20 protein-coding genes and 4 tRNA genes are annotated in these 23005 nt (G+C 55.5%); 16 read left to right on the top strand and 8 right to left on the bottom strand.

Annotation, left to right across the window (positions count from 1 at the left end; all coding sequences use genetic code 11):
- The first annotated feature begins 106 nt into the window (after positions 1-106).
- The 4 genes from KGP21_RS01220 (at position 107) to KGP21_RS01235 (ending at position 616) form a co-directional block, all read left to right on the top strand.
- Positions 107-183: transfer RNA gene (locus KGP21_RS01220), tRNA-Arg, on the top strand.
- A gap of 70 nt (positions 184-253) precedes the next feature.
- A tRNA-His gene (locus tag KGP21_RS01225) sits at positions 254-329 on the top strand.
- Positions 330-376: 47 nt separating this feature from the next.
- Positions 377-463 (top strand) — tRNA-Leu (locus KGP21_RS01230).
- A 76-nt stretch (positions 464-539) separates the two neighbouring features.
- Positions 540-616, top strand: a tRNA-Pro gene (locus KGP21_RS01235).
- Positions 617-2269: 1653 nt separating this feature from the next.
- Here the strand turns inward: KGP21_RS01235 and hemY are convergent.
- The 4 genes from hemY to hemC are packed head-to-tail and all read right to left on the bottom strand — an operon-like array spanning position 2270 to position 6292.
- Positions 2270-3463, bottom strand: coding sequence for a protoheme IX biogenesis protein HemY (hemY, locus tag KGP21_RS01240; RefSeq protein WP_021181545.1), 1194 nt, complete (start codon positions 3461-3463; stop codon positions 2270-2272).
- A 3-nt stretch (positions 3464-3466) separates the two neighbouring features.
- A complete protein-coding gene (gene hemX, locus KGP21_RS01245) occupies positions 3467-4591 on the bottom strand; it encodes a uroporphyrinogen-III C-methyltransferase (RefSeq protein ID WP_021807757.1) in 1125 nt (374 codons plus the stop codon).
- A gap of 22 nt (positions 4592-4613) precedes the next feature.
- A complete protein-coding gene (gene hemD / locus KGP21_RS01250; protein WP_021807758.1) occupies positions 4614-5354 on the bottom strand; it encodes a uroporphyrinogen-III synthase in 741 nt (246 codons plus the stop codon).
- Positions 5351-6292: a hydroxymethylbilane synthase gene (gene hemC / locus KGP21_RS01255; RefSeq protein WP_021807759.1), complete on the bottom strand. Its 942-nt coding sequence runs from the start codon at positions 6290-6292 to the stop codon at positions 5351-5353. Before hemC ends, hemD begins: the two co-directional genes overlap by 4 nt.
- A 314-nt stretch (positions 6293-6606) precedes the next feature.
- Here hemC and KGP21_RS01260 point away from each other — a divergent pair, with 314 nt between their 5' ends.
- Both KGP21_RS01260 and KGP21_RS01265 read left to right on the top strand, forming a co-directional pair.
- A complete protein-coding gene (locus KGP21_RS01260; protein WP_021181540.1) occupies positions 6607-9165 on the top strand; it encodes a class I adenylate cyclase in 2559 nt (852 codons plus the stop codon).
- A gap of 69 nt (positions 9166-9234) precedes the next feature.
- A protein-coding gene (locus KGP21_RS01265; RefSeq protein WP_094983331.1) for an IS3 family transposase occupies positions 9235-10595 on the top strand; the annotation gives its coding sequence in 2 pieces (ribosomal slippage) (positions 9235-9730 and positions 9730-10595; 1362 coding nt in all).
- Positions 10596-10651: 56 nt separating this feature from the next.
- On the opposite strand, the gene cyaY is transcribed toward KGP21_RS01265, so the two are convergent.
- A complete protein-coding gene (cyaY, locus tag KGP21_RS01270; protein ID WP_021807760.1) occupies positions 10652-10972 on the bottom strand; it encodes an iron donor protein CyaY in 321 nt (106 codons plus the stop codon).
- Between the two features lie 78 nt (positions 10973-11050).
- Here cyaY and KGP21_RS01275 point away from each other — a divergent pair, with 78 nt between their 5' ends.
- The 7 genes from KGP21_RS01275 to KGP21_RS01305 all read left to right on the top strand — a co-directional run bounded on the left by KGP21_RS01275 (position 11051) and on the right by KGP21_RS01305 (position 18112).
- A complete protein-coding gene (locus KGP21_RS01275) occupies positions 11051-11245 on the top strand; it encodes a lipoprotein (protein WP_301178823.1) in 195 nt (64 codons plus the stop codon).
- Between the two features lie 69 nt (positions 11246-11314).
- Complete coding sequence (dapF, locus tag KGP21_RS01280; protein WP_021807762.1) at positions 11315-12139, top strand: diaminopimelate epimerase; 825 nt, start codon at positions 11315-11317, stop codon at positions 12137-12139.
- Positions 12136-12840: a DUF484 domain-containing protein gene (locus tag KGP21_RS01285; RefSeq protein WP_021807763.1), complete on the top strand. Its 705-nt coding sequence runs from the start codon at positions 12136-12138 to the stop codon at positions 12838-12840. The genes dapF and KGP21_RS01285 overlap by 4 nt, the downstream gene beginning before the upstream one ends.
- Positions 12837-13748 (top strand): tyrosine recombinase XerC, encoded by a 912-nt coding sequence (gene xerC / locus KGP21_RS01290; RefSeq protein WP_021807764.1) that lies wholly within the window; start codon positions 12837-12839, stop codon positions 13746-13748. The genes KGP21_RS01285 and xerC overlap by 4 nt, the downstream gene beginning before the upstream one ends.
- A complete protein-coding gene (gene yigB, locus KGP21_RS01295) occupies positions 13748-14464 on the top strand; it encodes a 5-amino-6-(5-phospho-D-ribitylamino)uracil phosphatase YigB (RefSeq protein ID WP_223536966.1) in 717 nt (238 codons plus the stop codon). Before xerC ends, yigB begins: the two co-directional genes overlap by 1 nt.
- A 77-nt stretch (positions 14465-14541) precedes the next feature.
- Complete coding sequence (gene uvrD / locus KGP21_RS01300) at positions 14542-16704, top strand: DNA helicase II (RefSeq protein WP_021181533.1); 2163 nt, start codon at positions 14542-14544, stop codon at positions 16702-16704.
- A 253-nt stretch (positions 16705-16957) separates the two neighbouring features.
- The gene (locus KGP21_RS01305; RefSeq protein ID WP_371822648.1) at positions 16958-18112 is read left to right on the top strand and encodes an IS481 family transposase; all 1155 of its coding nucleotides are present in this window, start codon (positions 16958-16960) and stop codon (positions 18110-18112) included.
- Positions 18113-18340: 228 nt separating this feature from the next.
- Here KGP21_RS01305 and KGP21_RS01310 read toward each other — a convergent pair whose 3' ends face one another.
- Positions 18341-18814 (bottom strand): WbuC family cupin fold metalloprotein, encoded by a 474-nt coding sequence (locus KGP21_RS01310; protein WP_223536968.1) that lies wholly within the window; start codon positions 18812-18814, stop codon positions 18341-18343.
- A gap of 208 nt (positions 18815-19022) precedes the next feature.
- Between KGP21_RS01310 and ysgD the strand changes: the two genes are divergently transcribed.
- From ysgD to KGP21_RS01320, 3 genes are all read left to right on the top strand, one after another.
- Complete coding sequence (gene ysgD, locus KGP21_RS29675) at positions 19023-19094, top strand: YsgD/CorL family protein (RefSeq protein ID WP_363136375.1); 72 nt, start codon at positions 19023-19025, stop codon at positions 19092-19094.
- Positions 19095-19260: 166 nt separating this feature from the next.
- Positions 19261-20211, top strand: coding sequence for a magnesium/cobalt transporter CorA (corA, locus tag KGP21_RS01315; RefSeq protein ID WP_021807767.1), 951 nt, complete (start codon positions 19261-19263; stop codon positions 20209-20211).
- A gap of 132 nt (positions 20212-20343) precedes the next feature.
- Positions 20344-21405, top strand: coding sequence for an AbrB family transcriptional regulator (locus tag KGP21_RS01320; protein WP_179249274.1), 1062 nt, complete (start codon positions 20344-20346; stop codon positions 21403-21405).
- On the opposite strand, the gene rarD is transcribed toward KGP21_RS01320, so the two are convergent.
- On the bottom strand, positions 21397-22284 hold the full coding sequence (gene rarD / locus KGP21_RS01325) for an EamA family transporter RarD (RefSeq protein ID WP_223536970.1): 888 nt from the start codon (positions 22282-22284) through the stop codon (positions 21397-21399). The two genes, KGP21_RS01320 and rarD, sit on opposite strands and share 9 nt — an antisense overlap.
- 101 nt (positions 22285-22385) lie before the next feature.
- Complete coding sequence (locus KGP21_RS01330) at positions 22386-22856, bottom strand: thioesterase family protein (RefSeq protein WP_021807770.1); 471 nt, start codon at positions 22854-22856, stop codon at positions 22386-22388.
- Between the last annotated feature and the right edge of the window lie 149 nt (positions 22857-23005).

Consider the following 23005-nt stretch of genomic DNA (forward strand, 5'->3'; position numbering starts at 1 on the left):
TCTGCTGCAAGAGTGAGCAAAGGGTCAGCGAACTCAACATTTCTGAGAAAAAGCACTAGACAGGATGGGCATAAAACCGTAGTATCCCCACCCGCAACGGCGCTACGCGCCCGTAGCTCAGCTGGATAGAGCGCTGCCCTCCGGAGGCAGAGGTCTCAGGTTCGAATCCTGTCGGGCGCGCCATTAATTTTGTGCGCAGGAGCTGCGGTGGTATGATTACCGCGTGAAGTAAGCAGTAGATAAAGTAGTTATGGTGGCTATAGCTCAGTTGGTAGAGCCCTGGATTGTGATTCCAGTTGTCGTGGGTTCGAGCCCCATTAGCCACCCCACTTTACCTAGGGTAAAGTACAAGAATTGAAAGCTGTTTTGTGACAGTGCGAAGGTGGCGGAATTGGTAGACGCGCTAGCTTCAGGTGTTAGTGTTCTTACGGACGTGAGGGTTCAAGTCCCTCTCTTCGCACCACACACAAAATGTCTGATAAATTTAATATTTACATAGACATAGGCTGGAAAGTTCGGTAGTATCAGCAACAAGAAATCGGCGAGTAGCGCAGCTTGGTAGCGCAACTGGTTTGGGACCAGTGGGTCGGAGGTTCGAATCCTCTCTCGCCGACCAATTTCAAGAAAGCCCGCTTTAAAAGCGGGCTTTTTTACGTCTAGGATTTGTGTAGCCCGTTCAGCAATGAGCGGGTTTTTTGCTTTTTATACTGGCGGAAAGGGTGGGGCGTCCGATACCTGAGATATCGTGCTGGCCCCTCACCCTAACCCTCTCCCACAGGGAGAGGGGACCGATCGAGTTCGTTGATTTCTCTGAGTAATGCCCGACCTTTCTTCTTACTCATTACTCTCCGAAGTGGTACGTGCTAATCGGGCGATCCGGACAACTTCCTTTCTTTTGGGGACCGATCGAGTTCGTTGATTTCTCTGAGTAATGCCCGGCCTTTCTTCTTACTCATTACTCTCCGAAGTGGTACGTGCTAATCGGGCGATCCGGACAACTTCCTTTCTTTTGGGGACCGATCGAGTTCGTTGATTTCTCTGCGTATAACCCTGCCTTTCTTCTAACTCATCACTCTCCGAAGTGGTACGTGCTAATCGGGCGATCCGGACAACTTCCTTTCTTTTGGGGACCGATCGAGCTCGTTGATTTCTCTGCGTATAACCCTGTCTTTCTTCTAACTCATCACTCTCCGAAGCGGTACGGGCTAATCAAGGGCTCAGGGCAGCTCCCTCTCCCTGTGGGAGAGGGTTGGGGTGAGGGGAAGCAGACAACTTTAGAGCTGGCCTTACAAGGGAATGATCAGAAGGAAGCAGAGGTAAGCGCTGGAAAAACGCTAGGGTGCGAAATGGAGGATAAACAATGCAACGACTTCTGGAGCATATCGGCATCATGCCGTTCTTGCCCCAGATAACAGTCGTTTTATTTCAGACAGGCATTACGTCGGTAATCAGAGATTGATGGTGCCGAATGAGAAGTCTACGTTGTTGAAAGCGGTGATGATTTTGTTAATCAGTTTCATAGTGGCAGTCCCCAGAGAGTTATTAATAGTGTGATTCACGTCACACAAATAGGCTACACCTGGCCGCCAAATCGATCAAGTATTTTGTGATGTGCCTCACAAAAATATTAAACCAGCGTTTTATTTTATCGCGAGTCGTTTTATCGAGCGGCTTTATCTTGGCAAACCCTGAGAAATTTCAACCTGTCTCCTTTTGTCCTTTATGGGCATGCCTGTTGTCGTCAGTTTGAGACATTTAACCTGATGATTTTAATCAATAAAAGAGGCTTCTCATTAACCCGTCGTTTTAAGGCGACAGGATCCGTAGAGGGGCAAATCGCAGCGAACGGGAGGGAAAAATCAGAGGGGTCAATGGAGATAATTTAAAATCGTTTAAATTCAAAATGATGAGTTAATTTTTTGCCTGTTGGCACTCAGCAGTTAAAAGTTGGCACGCCAAGTGCAATACCTCTATCGTAGATGCTCATTCCACTTCTTATGTTCGCCTTAGGCCTCATAAACCCAGGAATGATGCAGAGCCGATTTTAGGGTGCCTATTGCCCACCTGAACGATGAAAGGGTTGCTTGCAACGGCTTCATCACACTCCGGGCAAAACGTTGAGTGAGGCACCACCCCAGTTGTCCTAGACCTGATTGCTTCTTTTATACACTTGTCTCGCGGCAAGTGTTTTTTTTTGCCCCAAGGAAAGTTTCAGGCAAAAAAAGGGCCCAGCACGGCATGCTGAGCCCTGACAAGCCAACCGGGGAAGTTACTCGCCGTTTTGCTTGAGCGTTAACATCAGCCCTTCACGGCGCATCTGTGTGGCTTCATCGCTGCGGTGCAGCTTATCCAACGCATCTGCCAGCCAGGCGTAGTCATAGGCATCTGGCCGCTGTTGCAGTGCTGCATGGAACGCATCACTGGCTTGCTGCCATTCACCGTGTTTCATCAGTAACTGACCCAGCGTGCTGTTAAGCAACGGTGTCGCACCATGCTGCTTGATCTGTTGGCGTAATGCTTTTTCCAACTGCTCCGGGTTGCCAGATTTGATACGTGGGATCAACAACACCAGCCGCTCGTCGTATTGGCGTTTCAGACCGTCCAGCACAATGCTTTGTGCCAGTTCATGGTCATTACACTCAATAAGATGTTCCACCATCGCTACCTGTAGCGGGATTTCGTGGCGGATTTTACGGCTCTGATCTTTCCACCAGCGCTTCAACCCTTCACTGCCTTCATCGGCCATGGCCTGATTCATCAGGCCGATATAGGCCTGCTGCTGTAAAGCCTGCAGCTCTTCTTCACTGTGCAGGTTGATTTTGCTCATCGAAGGCAGAATTTCCAGCAGTGAGGCATAAGCTCCGGTACGCAGATAGGCCTGCTCCGCCAGCCGCAGCACTTCCGGGTGACGCGGTGCCTGGTTCAGCAAGCTATCGACGCCGTGCCGTGCCGCATGGGCTTCACCCTGAGCCAACTGAATACGCACGCGGGTAATATCTACCGGCAACTGATCGGTATCGGCAGCCTCTGCGGCACGTTCCAGATACTGATTGGTGCGGAAATCATCGCCACGTTGCTGTGCAGCTTCTGCCGCCAGCAGGTAGTTCACCACCGGTTGCTCGGCATGATCGGCATTGCGGGTCAGCAGTTTCTCTACCTGCTTGTAATCCCCTTCCGCCAGTTTGATCAGCGCCGCTTTGGTTTGTTTACGGGCGCGGCTGCGTTTGCGGCCAAGGAACCAGCCACGGGTGCGCGCGCCAGTGCGGAAGACGCGGCGCAGGATCCATTCGATGACAAACAGCGCCAGGAACAGCAGCACCGCCATAATCACCAGACCGGTGACGCTGGTTTCGACGTTGTAATTGTCGGTCTGGATCAGCACATAGCCTTGGTGCCCGGCCAGCATCGGCCCCAGCACCAGGCTGGCAATCAGCACCAGAAACAGGAATAACACGCGTAACATGACTTATCCCTCCTGGTGAGTGGCAGGGGCCTGGGCCAACAGATTACGCACCCGGGTCTGCATCAGTTTTTCCAGCATCGGCTGGCTTTTCAGCTGGCCCGGTACGTCCATGGAGATCGATTGCTGGCTCAGGTTGTCCAACTCTTCCAGGAACGCCTTGGTAGCCGGATCGGTGGTATCGAAGTAGGCGCGTACCCAGGTTGATACCGTTTCCAGCGACTGTTTATACACTTCGTTCTGATGACGAGGGATAGCCTGTGCGGCAACCAGCAGGCGCGAACGGATATTCTCACGCAGGTAGACATCCTGATTCGGCGCCAGCAGCGGTTCAGCACTGCTATCACGACGGCGGACGGTAATAAAGTCCGCCATAAAGTTGTGCCAGCTCTTGGTCAGGTTTTGACGCCATTCGCTCAACGAACTGGACAGTTCGCCGTCGTCTTCATCCATTGGCCGTTCATCACGGTTGTTATCCGCCAGACGCAGGTCGTCGACCTGATTGGACAGCTGGTTGACCTTCAGGATGATGCCGTCAAAATCTATCTGCGCCACGGCGGAAAGGGTACCGACATCTTCGGTGATGGCGCGGCGAATATCGATCAGGCTCGGATCGTTCATCTCTGCCAGGCTGGCGTCGGCGCTTTTCAGCAGCGCAGCCGCGGTGGTGACATCCTGATCGCTCCACAGTTTACGGCCTGCCATTTTCACCAGGAAGTCCGCCTGTGCCAGCAGCCAGGTTTTGGCATCGCTGCCGGAAATGGTGGCAACCTTATCTTGCAGTTCATTGAGCTGACGCACCAGCGAAGTTTGCTCGCGATCGGTGGCCTCCAGCGTTTTACCCTGCTGTTGCAGCAAGCCTTCCAGTGCGCTCTTTCCCTGCTGCTGGCTCTGCTTCAGTTCTGCCAACTGTTGCTGTAAAGCCTGGTTGGCGGCAATCAATGTCTGCGCCTGCTGGTGCGTGTGATAATAGCCGCCAGCACCCAGAGCGATGACGAGCACGATGGCAATCGCACCTAATACCGGGCCGGTGTTCTTGCCTTTCCGGTGGTCAGCGGCTGGCTGCTGGGGGCTCTCAACCGCTGGGTTTGATTCTTCAACCGCGGCGGATGGAGTGTTTTGTTCCGTCATAGTGGCACATCCCATAGTCAGGTTATTGTAGCGCGCGGATCAGCGCGTCATTATCTGCGTTTTCAGCTACCCGAATCGTGCTCCAACCCAGCTCCTGGGCAAGGGTAGCAAGACGTTCACTGACCACTATCAGGCGGCAACGTAACAGCCAGGAAGAGCGATAGTAATCAGGAACTAAAGTATAGAGCTGTTGTAACATTTCACCGCTGGTCACTACCAGCGTATCGATACCGGCGCGTTGCCAATGGGCACTTTGCTCACTGCCATCATAATGCACCGGGCTGCGTTGATAACATTCATAATAGCTTACTGCTGCACCCCGCTCAGCCAGCGTTTCGCCTAGGAGTTCGCGGCCGCCGTTGCCCCGCATGATCAACGCTCGTTTACCGGTGAGCTGTTGCAACGCGGGTAGCAGCAAAAGCATTTCGCTGATTTCACGTTCACGCGGATAGTCTACCGGCAGGCTGCTGATGCGATGCATTGCCAGTGCGGTGGTGCGGCCAATAGCATAATAGGATAACTGGCCAGGCCATTGAAGCCCGGCACGATTGATGACCGAACTGGCATAGCTGACGGCGTGCTGCGACAGGGCAAACACCAGATCGCCCGCCTGCAACTCTGCCAGCCCCTGAGGTAAGCGGACAAGATCGTTACCGGGGGCGAAGTCGATCAGCGGCGCGTGAAAGGCAACCCGGCCAAGTGCGCGCAGGCGGCTCACCAGTTGTTCCCCGGCGGGAGAAGGGCGGGTTACCAGAATGGTCATGCCGGAGGATTTCCCTGATAAACGTCATGCAGGATCTCACGGGCACCGGCAGCCAACAGTTCTTCTGCCAGTTCTATACCCATTTGCTCAGCCTGTGCCGACGGGCCACGGCGTTCACCGCAGACCATCTGGCTGCCGTCGGGGGCACCGACCAGCGCACGTAACCACAGCTCATCGCCTGTCAGTTCGGCATAGCTGCCGATGGGAACCTGGCAGCCTCCTTCCAGGCGGGTGTTCATCGCCCGTTCTGCGCGGACACGAATTTCGGTTTCGCGATGGTTGAGAGGGGCCAGCAAAGCTCGGGTGACGTCATCGTCAAGGCGGCACTCGATACCGACTGCGCCCTGGCCGACGGCGGGCAAGGATTCTTCCGCGCTCAGCGGGCAGCGGATACGCTGTTCCAGACCCAGACGTTTTAGCCCGGCCACGGCCAGAATAATGGCGTCGTAATCGCCGTTATCCAGTTTACCCAACCTTGTGCCGACGTTGCCACGCAGATCGCGTACGATCAGATCCGGGCGACGGCGACGCAGCTGGCATTGACGGCGCAGGCTGGAGGTACCGACCACGCTGCCTAGCGGCAGTTGATCGAGCGAGGCAAAGTTATTGGAGACGAAAGCGTCACGCGGGTCGTCACGTTCACAGATGGTGACCAGCCCCAAGCCTGCGGGGAAGTCGACGGGGACGTCTTTCATCGAGTGCACGGCAATGTCTGCCCGGCCTTCCAGCAGAGCCAGCTCAAGTTCTTTGACGAACAGGCCCTTACCGCCAACCTTGGCCAGCGGCGTATCCAGAATGATGTCGCCGCGCGTGACCATAGGCACCAGTTCCACCTGCAGGCCAGGGTGGCTAGCCATCAGACGCTGCTGAACATAGTGTGCTTGCCATAGGGCAAGTGGGCTCTGACGGGTGGCAATTCGAATAATTTTGTCTAACATGCTGGTTACCGTTTTTATAATTCGCCGTCCATCCTACCACTGAGGATCAAAACTGTCAGTGCAAGAAGCCACAGGCGGAGAAAGGACAACGGAATCAAAGGGGCGTGAGGAGAAGTTGGCGGCAGTTCACACTGAGGGTAAATCATTTATAGAAGTGCTAGGATAAGTGTGTCGCTTTACCTCCTTTACGGTCAATCAGCAAGGTGTTAGATTGATCACGTTTCCAGCAATAAGTCGTCAAAAATTCTTCTAAACTAAAGACGCAGCGGGAATACGGGTTTTTTTCAAGCATCGGGATAATCAGGCGAGACGTCTTGTACCTCTACATCGAGACACTGAAACAAAGACTGGATGCGATCAACCAACTACGTGTCGATCGTGCCCTGGCGGCCATGAAGCCCGCGTTCCAACGGGTCTACAGTCTGCTGCCTACCTTATTGCACCACCATCATCCACTGATGCCGGGCTACCTCAACGGTAACGTTCCCCATGGCATCTGTATCTACACGCCTGATGAAACCCAACAAGCCTATCTCAATGATCTAGAAGACAAATGGGGTAGCCCGTTTGAAAAAATGGCCACGGGTGAACTGCCGATTACGGCGCTTTATTCCATGGGCAGCACCTCCTCGATCGGCCAGAGCTGCACTTCGGATCTGGATATCTGGGTCTGCCACCAATCCTGGCTAGACAACGAAGAACGCAGCCGCCTGCAGCAAAAATGCAGCCTGCTGGAGAAATGGGCGGCCTCGATGGGGGTGGAAGTCAGCTTCTTCCTGATCGACGAAAACCGTTTCCGCCATAACGAAAGCGGCAGCCTGGGCGGAGAAGACTGCGGCTCGACCCAACATATTCTGTTGCTCGATGAGTTCTACCGCACGGCCGTGCGTCTGGCAGGGAAACGTATCCTGTGGAACATGGTGCCGGGCGAAGAGGAAGCGCATTACGATGAATATGTGCTTTCGCTCTATTCCCAGGGGGTACTAACCCCGAATGAGTGGCTGGATCTCGGCGGATTGAGCACGCTCTCCGCTGAAGAGTACTTCGGTGCTAGCCTGTGGCAGCTGTATAAGAGCATTGATTCGCCCTACAAGGCGGTGCTGAAAACGCTGCTGCTTGAAGCCTATTCATGGGAATATCCGAAAACTCAGTTGCTGGCGATGGGGATCAAACATCGTCTGCACCAGGGGGAGATCGTCTGCTTTGGCCTTGATGCCTATTGCATGATGCTGGAGCGCGTCACCCACTATCTGACTGAAATCAACGATACCACCCGCCTTGACCTGGTTCGCCGCTGCTTCTATCTGAAGGTCTGCGAGAAGCTGTCGCAGTCCAACAACGCCACTATCGGCTGGCGGCGGGAAATCCTCAGCCAACTGGTCAGTGAGTGGGGCTGGGACGAAGAGCGGTTGGAGATCCTCGATAATCGGGCTAACTGGAAGATCGAGCGGGTGCGCGAAGCCCACAACGAACTGCTGGATGCGATGATGCAAAGCTATCGCAACCTGATCCGCTTCGCTCGCCGCAACAACCTCAGCGTCAGTGCCAGCCCGCAGGATATCGGAGTGTTGACCCGTAAACTGTACGCGGCCTTTGAGGCACTGCCGGGTAAGGTGACGCTGGTGAACCCGCAGATTTCACCCGACCTGTCAGAAAACGACCTGACCTTTATTCACGTGCCGATTGGCCGCGCCAACCGCACCGGCTGGTACCTGTATAACCAGGCACCGGAGATGAGCTCGATCGTCAGCCATCAGCCGCTGGAATATAACCGCTATCTCAACAAGCTGGTGGCCTGGGCCTATTTCAACGGCCTGCTCACTTCGCGCACCCGCTTGCATATCAAGAGTGGCAATATCTGCGACACCGCCAAACTGCAGGAATTGGTTACCGACGTGTCGCACCATTTCCCGCTGCGCTTGGCCGCTCCGACGCCGAAAGCGCTCTACAGCCCGTGTGAAATCCGCCATCTGGCGATTATCGTCAACCTGGAAAACGACCCGACGGCGGCTTTCCGTAATCAGGTGGTGCATTTCGATTTCCGTAAGCTGGACGTGTTCAGCTTTGGCCAGCAGCAACAATGCCTGGTTGGCAGTATCGATCTGCTGTATCGCAACTCATGGAACGAAGTGCGTACCCTGCATTTCAGCGGTGAGCAGTCGGTGCTTGAAGCGTTGAAGACCATTCTGGGCAAGATGCATCAGGATGCGGCACCGCCGGAATCGGTGGAGGTGTTCTGTTACAGCCAGCACTTACGTGGCCTGATCCGTACCCGCATTCAACAACTGGTTTCCGAGTGTATCGAGCTGCGTCTTTCCAGCACTCGCCTGGAGCCGGGCCGGTTTAAAGCGGTGCGTGTGGCCGGGCAAACCTGGGGCCTGTTCTTCGAACGCCTGAGCGTGTCGGTGCAGAAGCTGGAAAACGCCGTGGAGTTCTACGGGGCGATCTCCAACAACAAACTGCATGGCCTGTCGATCAAGGTGGAAACCGATCAGGTGCATTTGCCACCGGTGGTTGATGGTTTTGCCAGTGAGGGGATCATCCAGTTCTTCTTTGAAGACACCACGGATGATAAAGGCTTCAACATTTACATTCTGGATGAGTCGAACCGGGTTGAGGTTTATCACCACTGTGAAGGGAGCAAAGAGGAGTTGGTGCGCGACGTCAGCCGCTTCTATTCCTCCTCACACGATCGCTTTACCTACGGCTCCAGCTTTATCAACTTCAACCTGCCGCAGTTCTATCAGATTGTGCATATCGATGGCCGTACTCAGGTGATCCCATTCCGCAGCAATGCGCTGTCGAATCTGTGTATCTCTGTCGCCGACGGCAATGCCGCACAGCCTCTGAAGCAACAGTTCCAGCTGCATTAATGCTTGAGGGCGCAGTTGTGAACTGAACCCCAAATGTTGGACAAACATCTGACATTTGGAGGTACAGTTCTGATGAAGTATTCACTTCAGTTCAAACTTGACGTTGTCCGGTACTATCTTGCCGGACTCGGCGGTCAAAAACAGACCGCTAAGAAGTTTTCTATTGCCCATGTCCAACTACGCAGATGGATTGCCGCTTATCAGCATCATGGGGAACAGGGGCTGCGGTTAGGACGCAAGCAACATTACACACCTGACTTCAGGCTCTCTGTTGTCGAATTCGCGCTTTCAAATCCGCTCTCTTTAGCGACAGTCGCCGCTAAATTCAATATTCCTTCTTACCTTACTGTGGAACGCTGGATTAAACTCTATCGGGAGAATGGGGCTGAAGCCCTCAACCTGAATAAGCGTAGTCGCCAAATGCGTCAGCATCCCAAAACCCCCCATGCCGATAAATCGCCTGATGAGTTGACCCCCGAAGAGATGCGGGAGGAAATCGAGTTTTTACGTGCGCAGAATGATTACATAAAAAAGTTGAGAGCCTTGATGCAACAGAAGGAAGCCCAGACTCGTCGAAAAGGGCAAAAATAATCAGAGCATTGAGGTCAGAACACCGTTTGGAGGTTTTGCTGTGGGCCGGAAAACTGCCGCGCAGTACGTATTACTATTGTTGTAAAAGCCATCAAGCACCGGATAAGTATGGTGAAACCAAGCAGCAAATAATGGCTGTTTTTAACGAGCATAAAGGCCGTTACGGCTATCGCCGGGTGACCAGTGTTCTTCGAAAGATGGGGGCTGTGCTAAATCATAAAACCGTGCAAAAACTGATGGTTGAGCTGCAATTGAAATCGCCCGTTCGCCGTAAAAAATACCGTTCGTACAAGGGACATGTCGGTAAAGTGGCCCCGAATACCTTGCAGCGCGATTTTACCGCTCTGGAGCCTAACCAAAAGTGGGTGACCGATATCACGGAGTTCCAGGTGGCGGATAAAAAGCTGTATTTATCGCCGGTACTCGACTTGTTTAACGGTGAAATCATTGCCTATGAGATGTCCCGTAAACCTGTGTTCAGTCTGGTAAAAACGATGCTGGATAAGGCGCTCAGTACGCTAAAAACGGAAGAAAAGCCGTTGCTGCACAGTGACCAAGGTTGGCACTATCAGATGGCGGCTTATCAGCATCAGTTGCAGGAAAATGGGATAGAACAGAGCATGTCTCGCAAGGGTAACTGCCTGGATAATGCGGTAATGGAAAACTTCTTTGGCCATCTGAAAGCTGAACTGTATTATTTACAACGCTTTGAGAGTGTGGAACAGCTGTCTGAAGAGATAGACATGTACATAGATTACTACAATAACCATCGTATCAAACAGAAGCTCAAAGGCCTGAGCCCTGTGGAGTACAGAACGCAGGCTTTGATGGTTGCTTAATTTTAAACCGTCCAACTTCTTGGGGTCAGTTCATTGCTTGCGCCCCTCTGCAAAACTCAGCTAAAACTGACCGTCTCGCCGGACTGTGTGCTGGCCGCCTCACTCAGCAACTCATAAAATTCCCGGCCGCTGCGATCGCAATGCCAGCTCTCGTCACGATAGCTAAAGTGATAGCCACCGGCCTTGGTGGCCAGCCACACCTGGTGCAACGGCTCCTGACGGTTGATCACAATCTTGCTGCCGTTTTCGAAGCTTAGCGTCATCACCCCGCCGTTAGTTTCGTAATCGATATCTGCATCACCATCAAAATCGTCCAGGGTCTGTTCAATATTCAGCATCAGTTGGTCGGCCAACTGGTGAAACTCGCTATCGTTCATATTCGATTCCTATTGCTTTTCATGATCCACCTGCGATTATAGTGAGCTTGGACGCATGAATTACAGGCATTAATGCAAATGAAAAAACAACTACGCTATGCGCTGATGGCCGTTTTGCTGGCTGGGCTCTCTGGCTGTGGCCTGAAGGGCCCGCTGTATTTTCCACCGCAGGACAAACCGGCAGAGCAACCGGTAACCAGTGCTGGCACCGTTAGCAAAAACCAACAAGAACCCGCTGGCACTCAGCAGCAACCGTCGATGAGCAATCAGTAATGAGCCTTTATGGTGGTTGATGCCACCATAAATATCAGACGGTACGTCGTCCAGATAGCGGAGTATGATATGCAGTTCTCCAAAATGCACGGTTTAGGCAACGACTTTATGGTGGTCGATGCCGTTACACAGAACGTCTATTTTTCACCTGAGCTGATCCGCCGTCTGGCCGACCGGCATTTGGGCGTGGGTTTTGACCAGATGCTGGTGGTAGAACCGCCGTACGATCCCGAACTCGATTTCCATTACCGTATTTTCAATGCTGACGGTAGCGAAGTGGCCCAGTGTGGCAACGGCGCCCGCTGTTTTGCCCGCTTTGTGCGCTTGAAAGGCTTGACCAACAAACGTGATATCCGCGTCAGTACCCAGACCGGGCGCATGATCCTTAGCGTTACCGATGATGACCTGGTGTGCGTCAATATGGGTGAACCGAATTTCGATCCGCAGATCGTGCCGTTTCGCGCCACCAAAGCGGAAAAGACCTACATTATGCGCGCGGCGGAACATACGGTGCTGTGCGGCGTAGTCTCAATGGGTAACCCACACTGTGTGTTGCAGGTGGACGACGTGAAAACGGCCAAGGTGGAGCTGTTGGGACCGGTGCTGGAAGGACACGATCGTTTCCCGGAACGTGCCAACATCGGCTTTATGCAGGTTGTGAACCGTGAGCACATCAAACTGCGGGTTTATGAGCGCGGTGCCGGTGAAACGCAGGCCTGTGGCAGTGGTGCCTGTGCTGCCGTGGCGGTGGGCATTCAACAAGAGCTACTGGCGGAAGAGGTGCATGTCGAACTGCCTGGCGGTAGCCTGCATATTCGCTGGAAGGGGCCAGGGGAGCCGTTATTCATGACCGGCCCGGCCACCCATGTTTATGACGGATTTATTCACTTATGAAGCAGGTTGACGATCGGATAGCCATGGGCGTTGAGCTTGATGATGACACGGTGATGCAATTTCTGATGCAGAATCCGGACTTCTTTATGCGCAATGCACGGCTGGTTGAACAGATGCGAGTGCCTCACCCGGTGCGGGGCACGGTATCTTTGGTGGAGTGGCATCTGGCGCGTCAGCGCAACCAGATCACCCAGTTGGAAGAAGAGATCACCTTGTTGATGGAGCAGGCCAGTGCCAACGAATCGCTGTTTGGCCGCCTGCTGCATCTACAGGCTGACCTGGCCACCGCCAGCAGCCTGCAGGATATGCTCAACCGCTTGCAGCGTTGGGCGCGCGGGTTTGGGCTGGCAGGGGCGAATATCCGCCTGTTTGCCGATCGCTGGAATATTGGCGCACCGTCGGATTTCACCCATCTTGGCCTGACGCGCTCGGCGTTTGAGCCGCTGCGTATTCAACGCCTGGGCGATCGCTATCACTACCTCGGCAACCTCAATGGCCCCGAACTGCTGCTGTTGCTGCCGCAGGCCAAACAGGTTGGCTCCGTGGCGCTGTCATTGCTGGGGGATCAGGGCGATCTTGGCATGGTGATCTTCAGCAGCCGCGATACTCAACATTATCAACAGGGGATGGGTACCGTGATGCTCGGCCAGTTGGCGCGTATGTTGCCAAAACTGTTGGAACGCTGGATAGAACGCGCATGACCGGCGTAGCGGCCAACCTGCAACCGCCGGTGGACGCTTTCCTGCGTTATTTAAAGGTGGAGCGGCAACTCAGCCCACTGACTCAGATCAGCTATTCGCGCCAGCTGCAGGCGTTGATCGCCATGGCAATCGAGCTGGGCATCAGCGAATGGCCGATGCTGGATGCCGCCAGAGTGCGTCAGCTGGCAGCCCGCAGTAAGCGCGCCGGGTTACAGTCTTCCAGCCTGGCGCTACGCCTCTCCGCATTACGCAGTTTTCTGGACTGGCTGGTCGGCCAGGGCGTGATAAGCGCCAACCCCGCCAAAGGCATCCGCACGCCGCGCAGTGGCCGTCATTTGCCGAAGAATATCGACGTCGACGAAATGAACCAACTGCTGAACATCGATCTCAACGATCCGCTAGCGGTTCGCGATCGTGCGATGCTGGAAGTGATGTACGGGGCCGGGCTGCGTCTGGCCGAACTGGTGGGATTGGATTGCCGCCATGTCGATCTGGGCGGCGGTGAGATCTGGGTGCTGGGGAAAGGCAGCAAAGAACGTAAATTGCCGATAGGCCGTACGGCGGTTACCTGGCTGGAGCACTGGCTGGCGCTGCGCGATCTGTTTGCACCGCAGGATGATGCCATGTTCCTCTCCAATCAGGGCAAGCGCATCTCGGCGCGCAACGTGCAAAAACGTTTTGCCGAGTGGGGCGTCAAGCAGGGCGTCAACAGCCATATCCATCCGCACAAGCTGCGCCACTCTTTTGCCACCCATATGCTGGAATCGAGCGGCGATCTGCGCGCGGTGCAGGAGTTGCTGGGGCACGCCAACCTGACCACCACGCAAATTTATACCCACCTCGACTTTCAACATCTGGCGAACGTGTACGATGCCGCGCATCCACGCGCCAAACGAGGGAAATCCTGATGCACTTTTACCGTCCGTTACGCCCACTGGCCGCGCTGACTTTCGATCTGGACGACACGCTGTATGACAACCGCCCGGTGATCAAGCAGACCGAGCATGAGTCGGTGGCCTTTTTGCAGAACTACCATCCGGGATTAAGCCACTTTCAGTCGGCGGACTTCCACCGTTTGCGGCAGGAACTGCGTGAACAGGATCCGGAGATTTACCACGACGTTACCCAATGGCGCTGGCGGGCGGTCCACTTGGCGTTGAGCCGTCAGGGGCTGCGCGATGCTGAAGCGTCCATCGGTGCCGATGCCGCCATGCAGAACTTTGCCCTGTGGCGTAGCCGGATCGATGTGCCAGAAGCCACTCACGCGACCTTGCGGGCGCTGGGGCAACGTTATCCGCTGGTGGCGATCACCAATGGTAATGCCGATCCGGCCCAGTGCGGGTTGGAGCAATACTTCCAGTTTGTGCTGCGCTCCGGGCCAGATGGCCGCGCCAAGCCGTATCAGGATATGTATCAACTGGCGGTCGAAAGGTTGGGCGTGGCACCGGAACAAATCCTGCACGTCGGGGATGACCTGACCACCGACGTTGCCGGGGCGCTGCGTTCGGGCCTGCAAGCCTGTTGGATCAACGACCGTCAGCGGAGCCTGATGCGGGTAGCTGACAGCCGCCTGCTACCACATATTGAGATTTCGCAGTTGGCATCGCTGACAGCATTGTTATAATCCCAGCAGAACTCTGTATAAATTCCCAGTGGAAAGCGCGTGGAAGCGGGTTTTCCCTTTACCAATCAATGGTGCCTATGGACGTTTCCGACCTGCTCGACAGCATGAATGATAAACAACGTGAAGCCGTGGCTGCGCCACGCAGCAACCTGTTGGTGCTGGCCGGTGCAGGCAGCGGCAAAACCCGGGTGCTGGTGCATCGCATTGCCTGGCTACTGGCGGTGGAGAACTGCTCGCCGTACTCCATCATGGCGGTGACCTTCACCAACAAGGCGGCGGCAGAGATGCGCCACCGTATCGAACACCTGATTGGTACCAGCCAGGGCGGCATGTGGATCGGCACCTTCCACGGCTTGGCACACCGCCTGCTGCGCGCTCATCATATGGACGCCAACCTGCCGCAGGACTTCCAGATCCTGGATAGTGAAGACCAGCTGCGCCTCCTGAAACGCATAGTGCGGGCGCTGAACATTGACGAGAAGCAATGGCCGCCGCGCCAGGCGATGTGGTACATCAACGGCAAGAAAGACGATGGCCTACGTCCACAGCATATCGAAAGCTACGGCAACCCGGTGGAAGCCACCTGGTTGCGGATCTATCAGGCTTATCAAGAGGCTTGCGATCGTGCAGGGCTGGTCGATTTTGCCGAATTGCTGCTGCGCGCCCATGAGCTGTGGCTGAACAAACCACATATCCTCAATCATTATCGTGAGCGCTTCACCAATATCCTGGTGGACGAATTCCAGGACACCAACCGCATCCAGTACGCTTGGATCCACATGCTGGCCGGGGGCAAGGCCAACGTAATGATCGTGGGGGATGATGACCAGTCGATCTACGGCTGGCGTGGTGCGCAGGTGGAAAACATCCAGCGTTTCCTGAAGGATTTTCCCGGTGCAGAAACGGTGCGTCTGGAGCAGAACTACCGTTCGACCAGCACCATCCTGAAGGCTGCCAACACCCTGATCGCCAATAACGACGGGCGCATGGGCAAAAACCTGTGGACCGAAGGGGCCGAAGGCGAGCCGATCTCGATTTACTGTGCGTTCAACGAGCTGGATGAAGCCCGCTTTGTGGTTAACCGCATCAAGGCCTGGCAGGACAACGGCGGCGCGCTGAATGACTGTGCCATCCTGTATCGCAGCAACGCCCAATCGCGTGTGCTGGAAGAGGCCTTGTTGCAAACCGCCATGCCATACCGCATTTACGGCGGCATGCGCTTCTTCGAACGTCAGGAGATCAAGGATGCCCTGGCCTATCTGCGGTTGATCGCCAACCGTAACGATGATGCGGCCTTTGAGCGCGTTGTGAATACCCCAACGCGCGGCATTGGCGATCGTACCCTCGACGTAGTGCGCCAGGCGGCACGAGACCGCCAACTGACGCTGTGGCAGGCTACGCGTGCGCTGCTGCAAGATAAGGTGCTGGCGGGCCGTGCAGCGTCCTCCCTGCAGCGTTTTCTGGAGCTGGTGGACTCACTGGCCCACGAAACCGCTGAAATGCCGTTGCATGTGCAAACCGACCGGGTGATCCGCGATTCCGGGCTGTTCATTATGTATGAACAGGAAAAGGGCGAGAAGGGTCAGGCGCGTATCGAAAACCTTGAGGAACTGGTCACGGCCACGCGGCAATACAGCTACCAGGATGAAGATCAGGATCTGATGCCGTTGCAGGCCTTCCTGTCCCATGCCGCGCTGGAAGCGGGGGAAGGGCAGGCAGATGCCTATCAGGACGCGGTGCAGCTGATGACCCTGCACTCGGCCAAAGGGTTGGAGTTCCGCCAGGTGTTTATCGTCGGCATGGAAGAGGGGATGTTCCCAAGCCAGATGTCGCTGGACGAAGGTGGCCGCCTGGAAGAGGAGCGCCGCCTGGCCTATGTTGGCCTGACCCGTGCAATGCAAAAGCTGACGCTGACCTATGCGGAAACCCGCCGCCTGTATGGTAAAGAGGTGTATCACCGGCCATCACGCTTTATCGGTGAGATCCCGGAAGACTGTGTGGAAGAGGTGCGCCTGCGGGCCAGCGTCTCCCGCTCGGTAAGCCACCGCCGGATGGGGACGCCGATCAGTGAAAACGACACTGGTTACAAGCTTGGACAGCGCGTGCGCCATGCCAAATTTGGTGAGGGCACCATCGTCAACCTGGAAGGCAGCGGTGAACACAGCCGGTTGCAGATCGCGTTTCAGGGTGAAGGCATCAAGTGGCTGGTAGCCGCCTACGCCAAGCTGGAAACGGTGTAACATCCCCTCACCCCAACCCTCTCCCACAGGGAGAGGGAGCTCAAAGTCCCTGCTCTGTTGGAAGCAAGAAGATAATCTCAGCAAAAATTGAGTTTACCTTCATCTAAGGTGAGTCAACAAAAGTCCATGATGTATCACCGTTTTTTCAGTCCAACTCGATCGGTCCCCTGTGGGAGTGTACAGACCGGGGACATCATGAACACTTGTTCGGGGACATGGTAGACACTTACAACATAGGTATGAGTACTTCTGAGTGGAGTTGCTTATGCCGTGGGATGAGAGATCTGCCATGTCATTACGTACCGAGTTTGTGCTTTTCGCCTCGCAAGAAGGCGCTAATATCCGTGCGCTATGCCGTCAGTTCGGCATAGCGCCTGCTACCGCATACAAGTGGTTACATCGCTGGCACTCTGATGGGCGCGCCGGTCTGAACGAACGTTCTCGAGCGCCACACCATTCCCCCAGCAGAACCTCTGACACCGTTGTCCAACATCTCCGCGCTGCACACCTGGCCCATCCGATGTGGGGCGCACGCAAGCTCAAGCGGTGGCTCGAGATGCAGGGGCATACGTTACCGGCCGCCAGCACCGTGCATAACCTCATGCGCCGCCATGACCTGCTACCGGGCGGTCCGTCACCGGCGCCCACCGTCGGACGCTTTGAACATGACGCCCCGAACCGACTCTGGCAGATGGACTTTAAAGGCCACTTCCCCTTCGCCGAAGGGCGTTGTCATCCGCTGACCTTGCTGGATGACCATTCGCGCTTCTCGCTCTGTCTGGCGCACTGCCCGGACGAGCGACGTGTCACCGTGCAGTCACAGTTGATAGCGGTGTTCGAACGTTATGGCTTGCCGGAGAGAATGACCATGGATAATGGTGCCCCCTGGGGCGACACGACGGGCAGTTGGACCGCGCTGGAACTGTGGCTGATGCGTCAGGGTATCCGGGTGGGTCACTCTCGGCCTTATCATCCTCAGACTCAGGGTAAGCTGGAGCGCTTCCACCGCAGCCTGAAGGCAGAGCTCCTGCAGGGACGGTGGTTTACCCATGCCGCGCAGTTGCAGGAGGTGTTCGACGCCTGGCGAGATACCTACAACCTGGAACGCCCACACGAAGCCCTGTCAATGGCGGTGCCAGCGTCCCGTTATCAGCCTTCATCGCGACAGTACAATGGCAATCCGGCGGCAGCCGAGTATGACGAGGGGGTCCTGGTCAGGAAAGTGGATGTCAGTGGAAAACTAAGCCTGAAAGGGATGGGTCTGAAAGTGGGCAAGGCCTTTATCGGTGAATATGTCGGGCTGAAGGAAAGTGAGAGAGAGGGCTACTACGAGATATGGTGGTACAGCACGAAAGTGGGGATGATCGACCTGAGAAATAGGTCGATCATCATGGGTAAAGGATGTTAAAAAGTGTTCACCATGTCCTTGAACACCTGTCTACCATGTCCCCGGTCTGTACACTCCCACAGGGAGAGGGAGCTCAAAGTCCCTGCTCTGTTGGAAGCAAGAAGATAATCTCAGCAAAAATTGAGTTTACCTTCACCTAAGGTGAGTCAACAAAAGTCCATGATGTATCACCGTTTTTTCAGTCCAACTCGATCGGTCCCCTGTGGGAGAAGGTGAGGGGGCAATAATTTAGTGAGTGAAACGATCGCCCACTTTGGCCGTCGCATACCAGCGCATCACTGCTTCGATCCCCTCGCCACCTTCCGGCGGAGCCCAGTGCATACAGTCTTCCTCGCCGAGCGCCTGATAAGGGCCCTGCTTCACTTCAAACACCACGCCACCCGGATCGACAGATAGCACGGCATGCCAGGTAAACGCCGGCATCTCCAGCACCTTGGTTTCTTCGCCTAGCAGGGTACGTTGGGTGACCACGCCTTCGTCATTGAACTGCAACACTACGAAACGGCCACGCAGCGGGGTGAGTAACTCCCAGGTCTGCGGGTGGCGGTGTGGGCGAATATAGGTGCCAGGCTCCATGGCAATTGCCAGGCGCTGCACCGTATCGCTCAGCTCTTCATGTAAGGTACGGTGGGCACGCAGGCGTGGCTGTGTGGCTGCCTGTTCGCTCATGGTCGTCAAGTCGTGGGCGGTAATCTGTTTCATTTCGTCAATCCGCAATATTTCTGTGCGCTAATCTTAGCAAGATTCGTGGCTGCGGTCAGAGATCGCGACGCGGTTTTCCTTCAGGCGTGGTCCAGGTTGCGGGAGTGTTACAAACCGGCCTCAAGCGTGCTGAATTGTTGCGCGATTATCCACCCTAACCGGTTGACAGGCTTTTTCTTCTCGGCGTAACATGCGCGCACGAATATCAATGAGGACACACGCCTTGGACACACCCAGTAGATACTGGCTCACAGACCTGGACACCAGGTACAACTTCTAAGGCTATCCCATTGCGCTGATACCCTTCGTGGTTGTCGGCGACCCTCCCCAGCGTCGCTCCGAGTCAGATCTCTTCATGGTCTGGAACGAGCCGGTATTGCATACTTCCCTCGCTTTCTGTGCTTCAATGCGTTGTCTACCCCGTTACCATTAGGGAGTTTTGGCACATGCTAAGCGCTTTTAAATTAGATAACAGCCGCTTATCCCGTCTGGAGTTGGATGACTCAGATGATTTGACCTCGTCGCTGTGGGTTGACCTGGTCGAGCCGGAGGAGGGCGAACGCGAGCGCGTGCAAAATGAGTTGGGCCAAAGCCTGGCGACACGCCCCGAACTGGATGATATCGAAGCCTCGGCCCGTTTCTTCGAAGACGATGACGGCCTGCATATCCACTCCTTTTTCTACTACGAAGACGCCGAAGATCACGCGGGCAACTCTACCGTGGCATTCACCATCCGCGATGGCCGCCTGTATACCCTGCGTGAACGCGAACTGCCCGCTTTCCGGCTTTACCGAATGCGTGCGCGCAGCCTAAGAATGGTGGACGGCAACGCCTACGAGCTGCTGCTGGATCTGTTTGAAACCAAAATTGAGCAGTTGGCCGACGAGATTGAAAACGTCTACAGCGATCTGGAAAAGCTCAGCCGGGTGATTATGGAAGGACACCAGGGCGACGAATATGATGAAGCGCTTTCCACGCTGGCGGAACTGGAAGATATCGGCTGGAAGGTACGCCTGTGTCTGATGGATACCCAACGCGCGCTGAATTTCCTGGTGCGCAAGGCGCGTTTGCCAACCAGCCAGCTGGAGCAGGCGCGGGAAGTGCTGCGCGATATCGAATCCCTGCTGCCGCATAACGAATCGCTGTTCCAGAAGGTCAACTTCCTGATGCAGGCGGCGATGGGCTTTATCAACATCGAACAGAACCGCATCATCAAGATCTTCTCGGTGGTATCGGTAGTGTTCCTGCCGCCGACGCTGGTGGCCTCAAGCTATGGGATGAACTTTGAGTTTATGCCTGAGCTGCGTTGGTCCTTCGGCTACCCGGGGGCGATTGCACTGATGATCGTGGCAGGGCTGGCACCTTATCTCTACTTCAAACGCAAGAACTGGCTTTAAATCTGGCTCTCGTACGCTTCGGGTGGTGGTCTACACCACCGCCCCATTTTATCTTCAATGATCCCCGCTTTCGCCCGTTAAACCGGGGTAGAATATCCCCACTGCTTATCGGCTCGTAAGGCATGCGTCTTAATGGAGAAGTTTCCACGCGTCATTCAATGGCTGATCCTGCTGCTGGCTTCGCTGGTGTTGGGGTTTGGTCTACAGGCCTTCCATGTTCCTGCCGCCTTGTTGCTTGGGCCGATGATTGTCGGCGTCGCGATGGGGCTGCTCGGCGCTTCGGTGCGCATCCCTGGCCCCCTATTTATTGCTGCACAGGCGATCCTGGGTTGTATGATCGCCCAAAGCCTTTCGCCCAATATTCTTACCCCCCTGTTGGATGATTGGCCGCTGGTATTGCTGGTGCTGATCGCGACGTTGTTGGCGAGCGGCGTTTCCGGCTGGTGCCTGGTGCGTTTCAGTGGTCTGCCTGGCCCTACCGGTGCCTGGGGATCTTCCCCTGGCGGCGCATCGGCGATGGTGGCGATGGCGGGAGATTTCGGCGCAGATGTGCGGCTGGTGGCGTTTATGCAGTATCTGCGCGTGCTGTTTGTCGCGACGGCAGCAGCGGTCGTGGCGCGTATCGGCCTGGGAGATGAAGCTGGGCATGGGAGCGCCGCTCTGGAGTGGTTCCCCGCCCTCGACTTGCGCTTTGCCGGTACTTTGGCCGTAGCCGTTATCGGCTCCTGGTTAGGACCGCGCCTGCGCATTCCTTCCGGTGCGCTGATGTTGCCAATGATCGCGGGGGCGGCATTACATTCCACTGGCACCATGATGTTACAAGTGCCCGAATGGCTGCTGGCGCTGGCCTACACGCTGATTGGCTGGAGCGTCGGGCTGCGTTTTACCCGGGCCATCTTCCTGCTGGCATTGCGCACCTTGCCGCAGATGGTGGTCTCGATTGTCGCGCTGATGCTGTTTTGTGGCGGGCTGGGGTGGATGTTGACCCAGTTCCTGCCGGTCGATCTGTTGACGGCCTATCTGGCCACCAGCCCCGGCGGATTGGATACCGTGGCGATCATCGCCGCAGGCAGCCGGGTTGATATGACCTTTGTGATGGCGATGCAGACGCTGCGGCTGTTTACTATTTTGCTGACCGGCCCGGCGATGGCCAGATTCATCTCTAACCATGCCCAGCCGGTACAATCAACGTAGCTTTCGTTGCTGGTATAAGGCATCCAACAGGAACAACATCAACGCCGCCCAGATAAAGCCGAAGGTCACCAGCTTATCCTGGCCGATGGTCTCACCGTAGAAGGTGACTGCCAGCAGGAACATCAACGTTGGCCCGAGGTATTGGAAGAACCCGAGCGTCGACAGGCGCAGACGGGTGGCCGCTGCGGTAAAGAACAGCAGTGGCACGGTGGTGACCACCCCGGCGGCAACCAGCAGTAAATTCAGCGACCAGGGGTTGGTGCTCAGATGGCTGGTTGGGCTATCGGCAATCAGGAACAGGTAGATGGCGGCCACCGGCAGCAGCCACAGGGTTTCGATCAGCATGCCGGTTTGTGCATCAATGGCAATCTTCTTGCGCAGCAGGCCGTAGAAGGCAAAGCTGAAGGCCAGGCCAAGCCCGATGATCGGCAGCGAACCAAACTGCCACAGCTGTACCAACACCCCGGTAAAGGCCAAGGCTACGGCCACCCACTGCATACGGCGGAAACGCTCGCCCAGGAACAGCATCCCCAGCAGCACGTTCACCAGTGGATTGATGAAATAGCCCAGGCTGGCCTCCAGCATATGGTGGTTATTCACCGCCCAGATAAACAGCAGCCAGTTCCCTCCCACCAGCAGCGCGGTAACGGCCAGCAGCAGTAGCCGCTTGCGGTTTTTACAAGCGGCCCGCACCTGCGGCCAATTGCGGCCCAATGACACCAGCCCCAGCATAAAGAAGAACGACCAGATCACCCGGTGGGTGAGGATTTCATCGGCAGGGACCTGTTGGATCAGCTTGAAATAGGCGGGGGCGAGACCCCAAATAAAATAGGCGGCCAGAGCAAAGAAAATGCCCTGCCGCGTCTGTTGTGCGTCCATGACGGTTACCGGGTGGGAAAAGGAGATGCGGTGATTTTACTGAAGATAACCGGCCGTGTCCCACAATTGTGTGGTGTATGGATCACAACCGGCTGGCACCCTTAGCCCACCAGGTAGGTGGCGGTGGCGCTGGCGATGTGTAAGCCATCGTGGTTGTGCAGCTCAACGCGTGCCACCGCCACTTTATTACCGCTGCGCAGTACGCTGGCGGAAGCAACAAAATGCTCGCCGCGGCCTGGGCGCAGATAGTCGACGCGCAGATCGATCGTCCCCATGCGCGATAAACGGGACGCCAGCTCTTCCTCGATCAGCGGGTCCTGACGCATCAGCACGCTGCCCACGCACGCTAGCCCGGCGGCAACATCCAGTACGGAAGCGATCACGCCGCCATGCAGGATTTTCTGGGCGGCATTGCCCACCAGCTTAGGTTGGTTAGTAAAGCTCAATTCAACGTAATCATCCTCAAAGCGGCGAAGCTCCAGCCCCAATTCACGGTTAAACGGCATGTGATAGACGAAGATTTCGCCTATTTTCTGGCGGGCGGCCTCGAGGGTCAAAGTTGTGTGTGACATAGTTCCTTTCTTTATTTGAGTTCGGCCAGCCGATGTACTGGTCAGTCCAGGTTAATGACTTGTGGATTTTATGCTTATCTTTTGTTGCTTTCCAGGCCTGGTAGATAAATGTATTCACTAGTGCGGTAAAACCAGCAATGTGTGTAAAA

This window comes from Serratia sp. JSRIV004, assembly GCF_019968705.1.
Taxonomy (GTDB): domain Bacteria; phylum Pseudomonadota; class Gammaproteobacteria; order Enterobacterales; family Enterobacteriaceae; genus Chania; species Chania fonticola_B.

What these genes read in the sequence shown, in the direction of transcription:
- KGP21_RS01285 (WP_021807763.1), top strand. Translation starts at nt 12,136, where the DNA reads ATGAAGCAGGTTGACGATCGGATAGCCATGGGCGTTGAGCTTGATGAT.
- rarD (WP_223536970.1), bottom strand. Translation starts at nt 22,284, where the DNA reads ATGGACGCACAACAGACGCGGCAGGGCATTTTCTTTGCTCTGGCCGCC.
- hemD (WP_021807758.1), bottom strand. Translation starts at nt 5,354, where the DNA reads ATGACCATTCTGGTAACCCGCCCTTCTCCCGCCGGGGAACAACTGGTG.
- xerC (WP_021807764.1), top strand. Translation starts at nt 12,837, where the DNA reads ATGACCGGCGTAGCGGCCAACCTGCAACCGCCGGTGGACGCTTTCCTG.
- uvrD (WP_021181533.1), top strand. Translation starts at nt 14,542, where the DNA reads ATGGACGTTTCCGACCTGCTCGACAGCATGAATGATAAACAACGTGAA.
- hemC (WP_021807759.1), bottom strand. Translation starts at nt 6,292, where the DNA reads ATGTTAGACAAAATTATTCGAATTGCCACCCGTCAGAGCCCACTTGCC.
- hemY (WP_021181545.1), bottom strand. Translation starts at nt 3,463, where the DNA reads ATGTTACGCGTGTTATTCCTGTTTCTGGTGCTGATTGCCAGCCTGGTG.
- KGP21_RS01320 (WP_179249274.1), top strand. Translation starts at nt 20,344, where the DNA reads ATGGAGAAGTTTCCACGCGTCATTCAATGGCTGATCCTGCTGCTGGCT.
- yigB (WP_223536966.1), top strand. Translation starts at nt 13,748, where the DNA reads ATGCACTTTTACCGTCCGTTACGCCCACTGGCCGCGCTGACTTTCGAT.
- KGP21_RS01330 (WP_021807770.1), bottom strand. Translation starts at nt 22,856, where the DNA reads ATGTCACACACAACTTTGACCCTCGAGGCCGCCCGCCAGAAAATAGGC.
- corA (WP_021807767.1), top strand. Translation starts at nt 19,261, where the DNA reads ATGCTAAGCGCTTTTAAATTAGATAACAGCCGCTTATCCCGTCTGGAG.
- cyaY (WP_021807760.1), bottom strand. Translation starts at nt 10,972, where the DNA reads ATGAACGATAGCGAGTTTCACCAGTTGGCCGACCAACTGATGCTGAAT.
- hemX (WP_021807757.1), bottom strand. Translation starts at nt 4,591, where the DNA reads ATGACGGAACAAAACACTCCATCCGCCGCGGTTGAAGAATCAAACCCA.
- KGP21_RS01275 (WP_301178823.1), top strand. Translation starts at nt 11,051, where the DNA reads ATGAAAAAACAACTACGCTATGCGCTGATGGCCGTTTTGCTGGCTGGG.
- dapF (WP_021807762.1), top strand. Translation starts at nt 11,315, where the DNA reads ATGCAGTTCTCCAAAATGCACGGTTTAGGCAACGACTTTATGGTGGTC.
- KGP21_RS01310 (WP_223536968.1), bottom strand. Translation starts at nt 18,814, where the DNA reads ATGAAACAGATTACCGCCCACGACTTGACGACCATGAGCGAACAGGCA.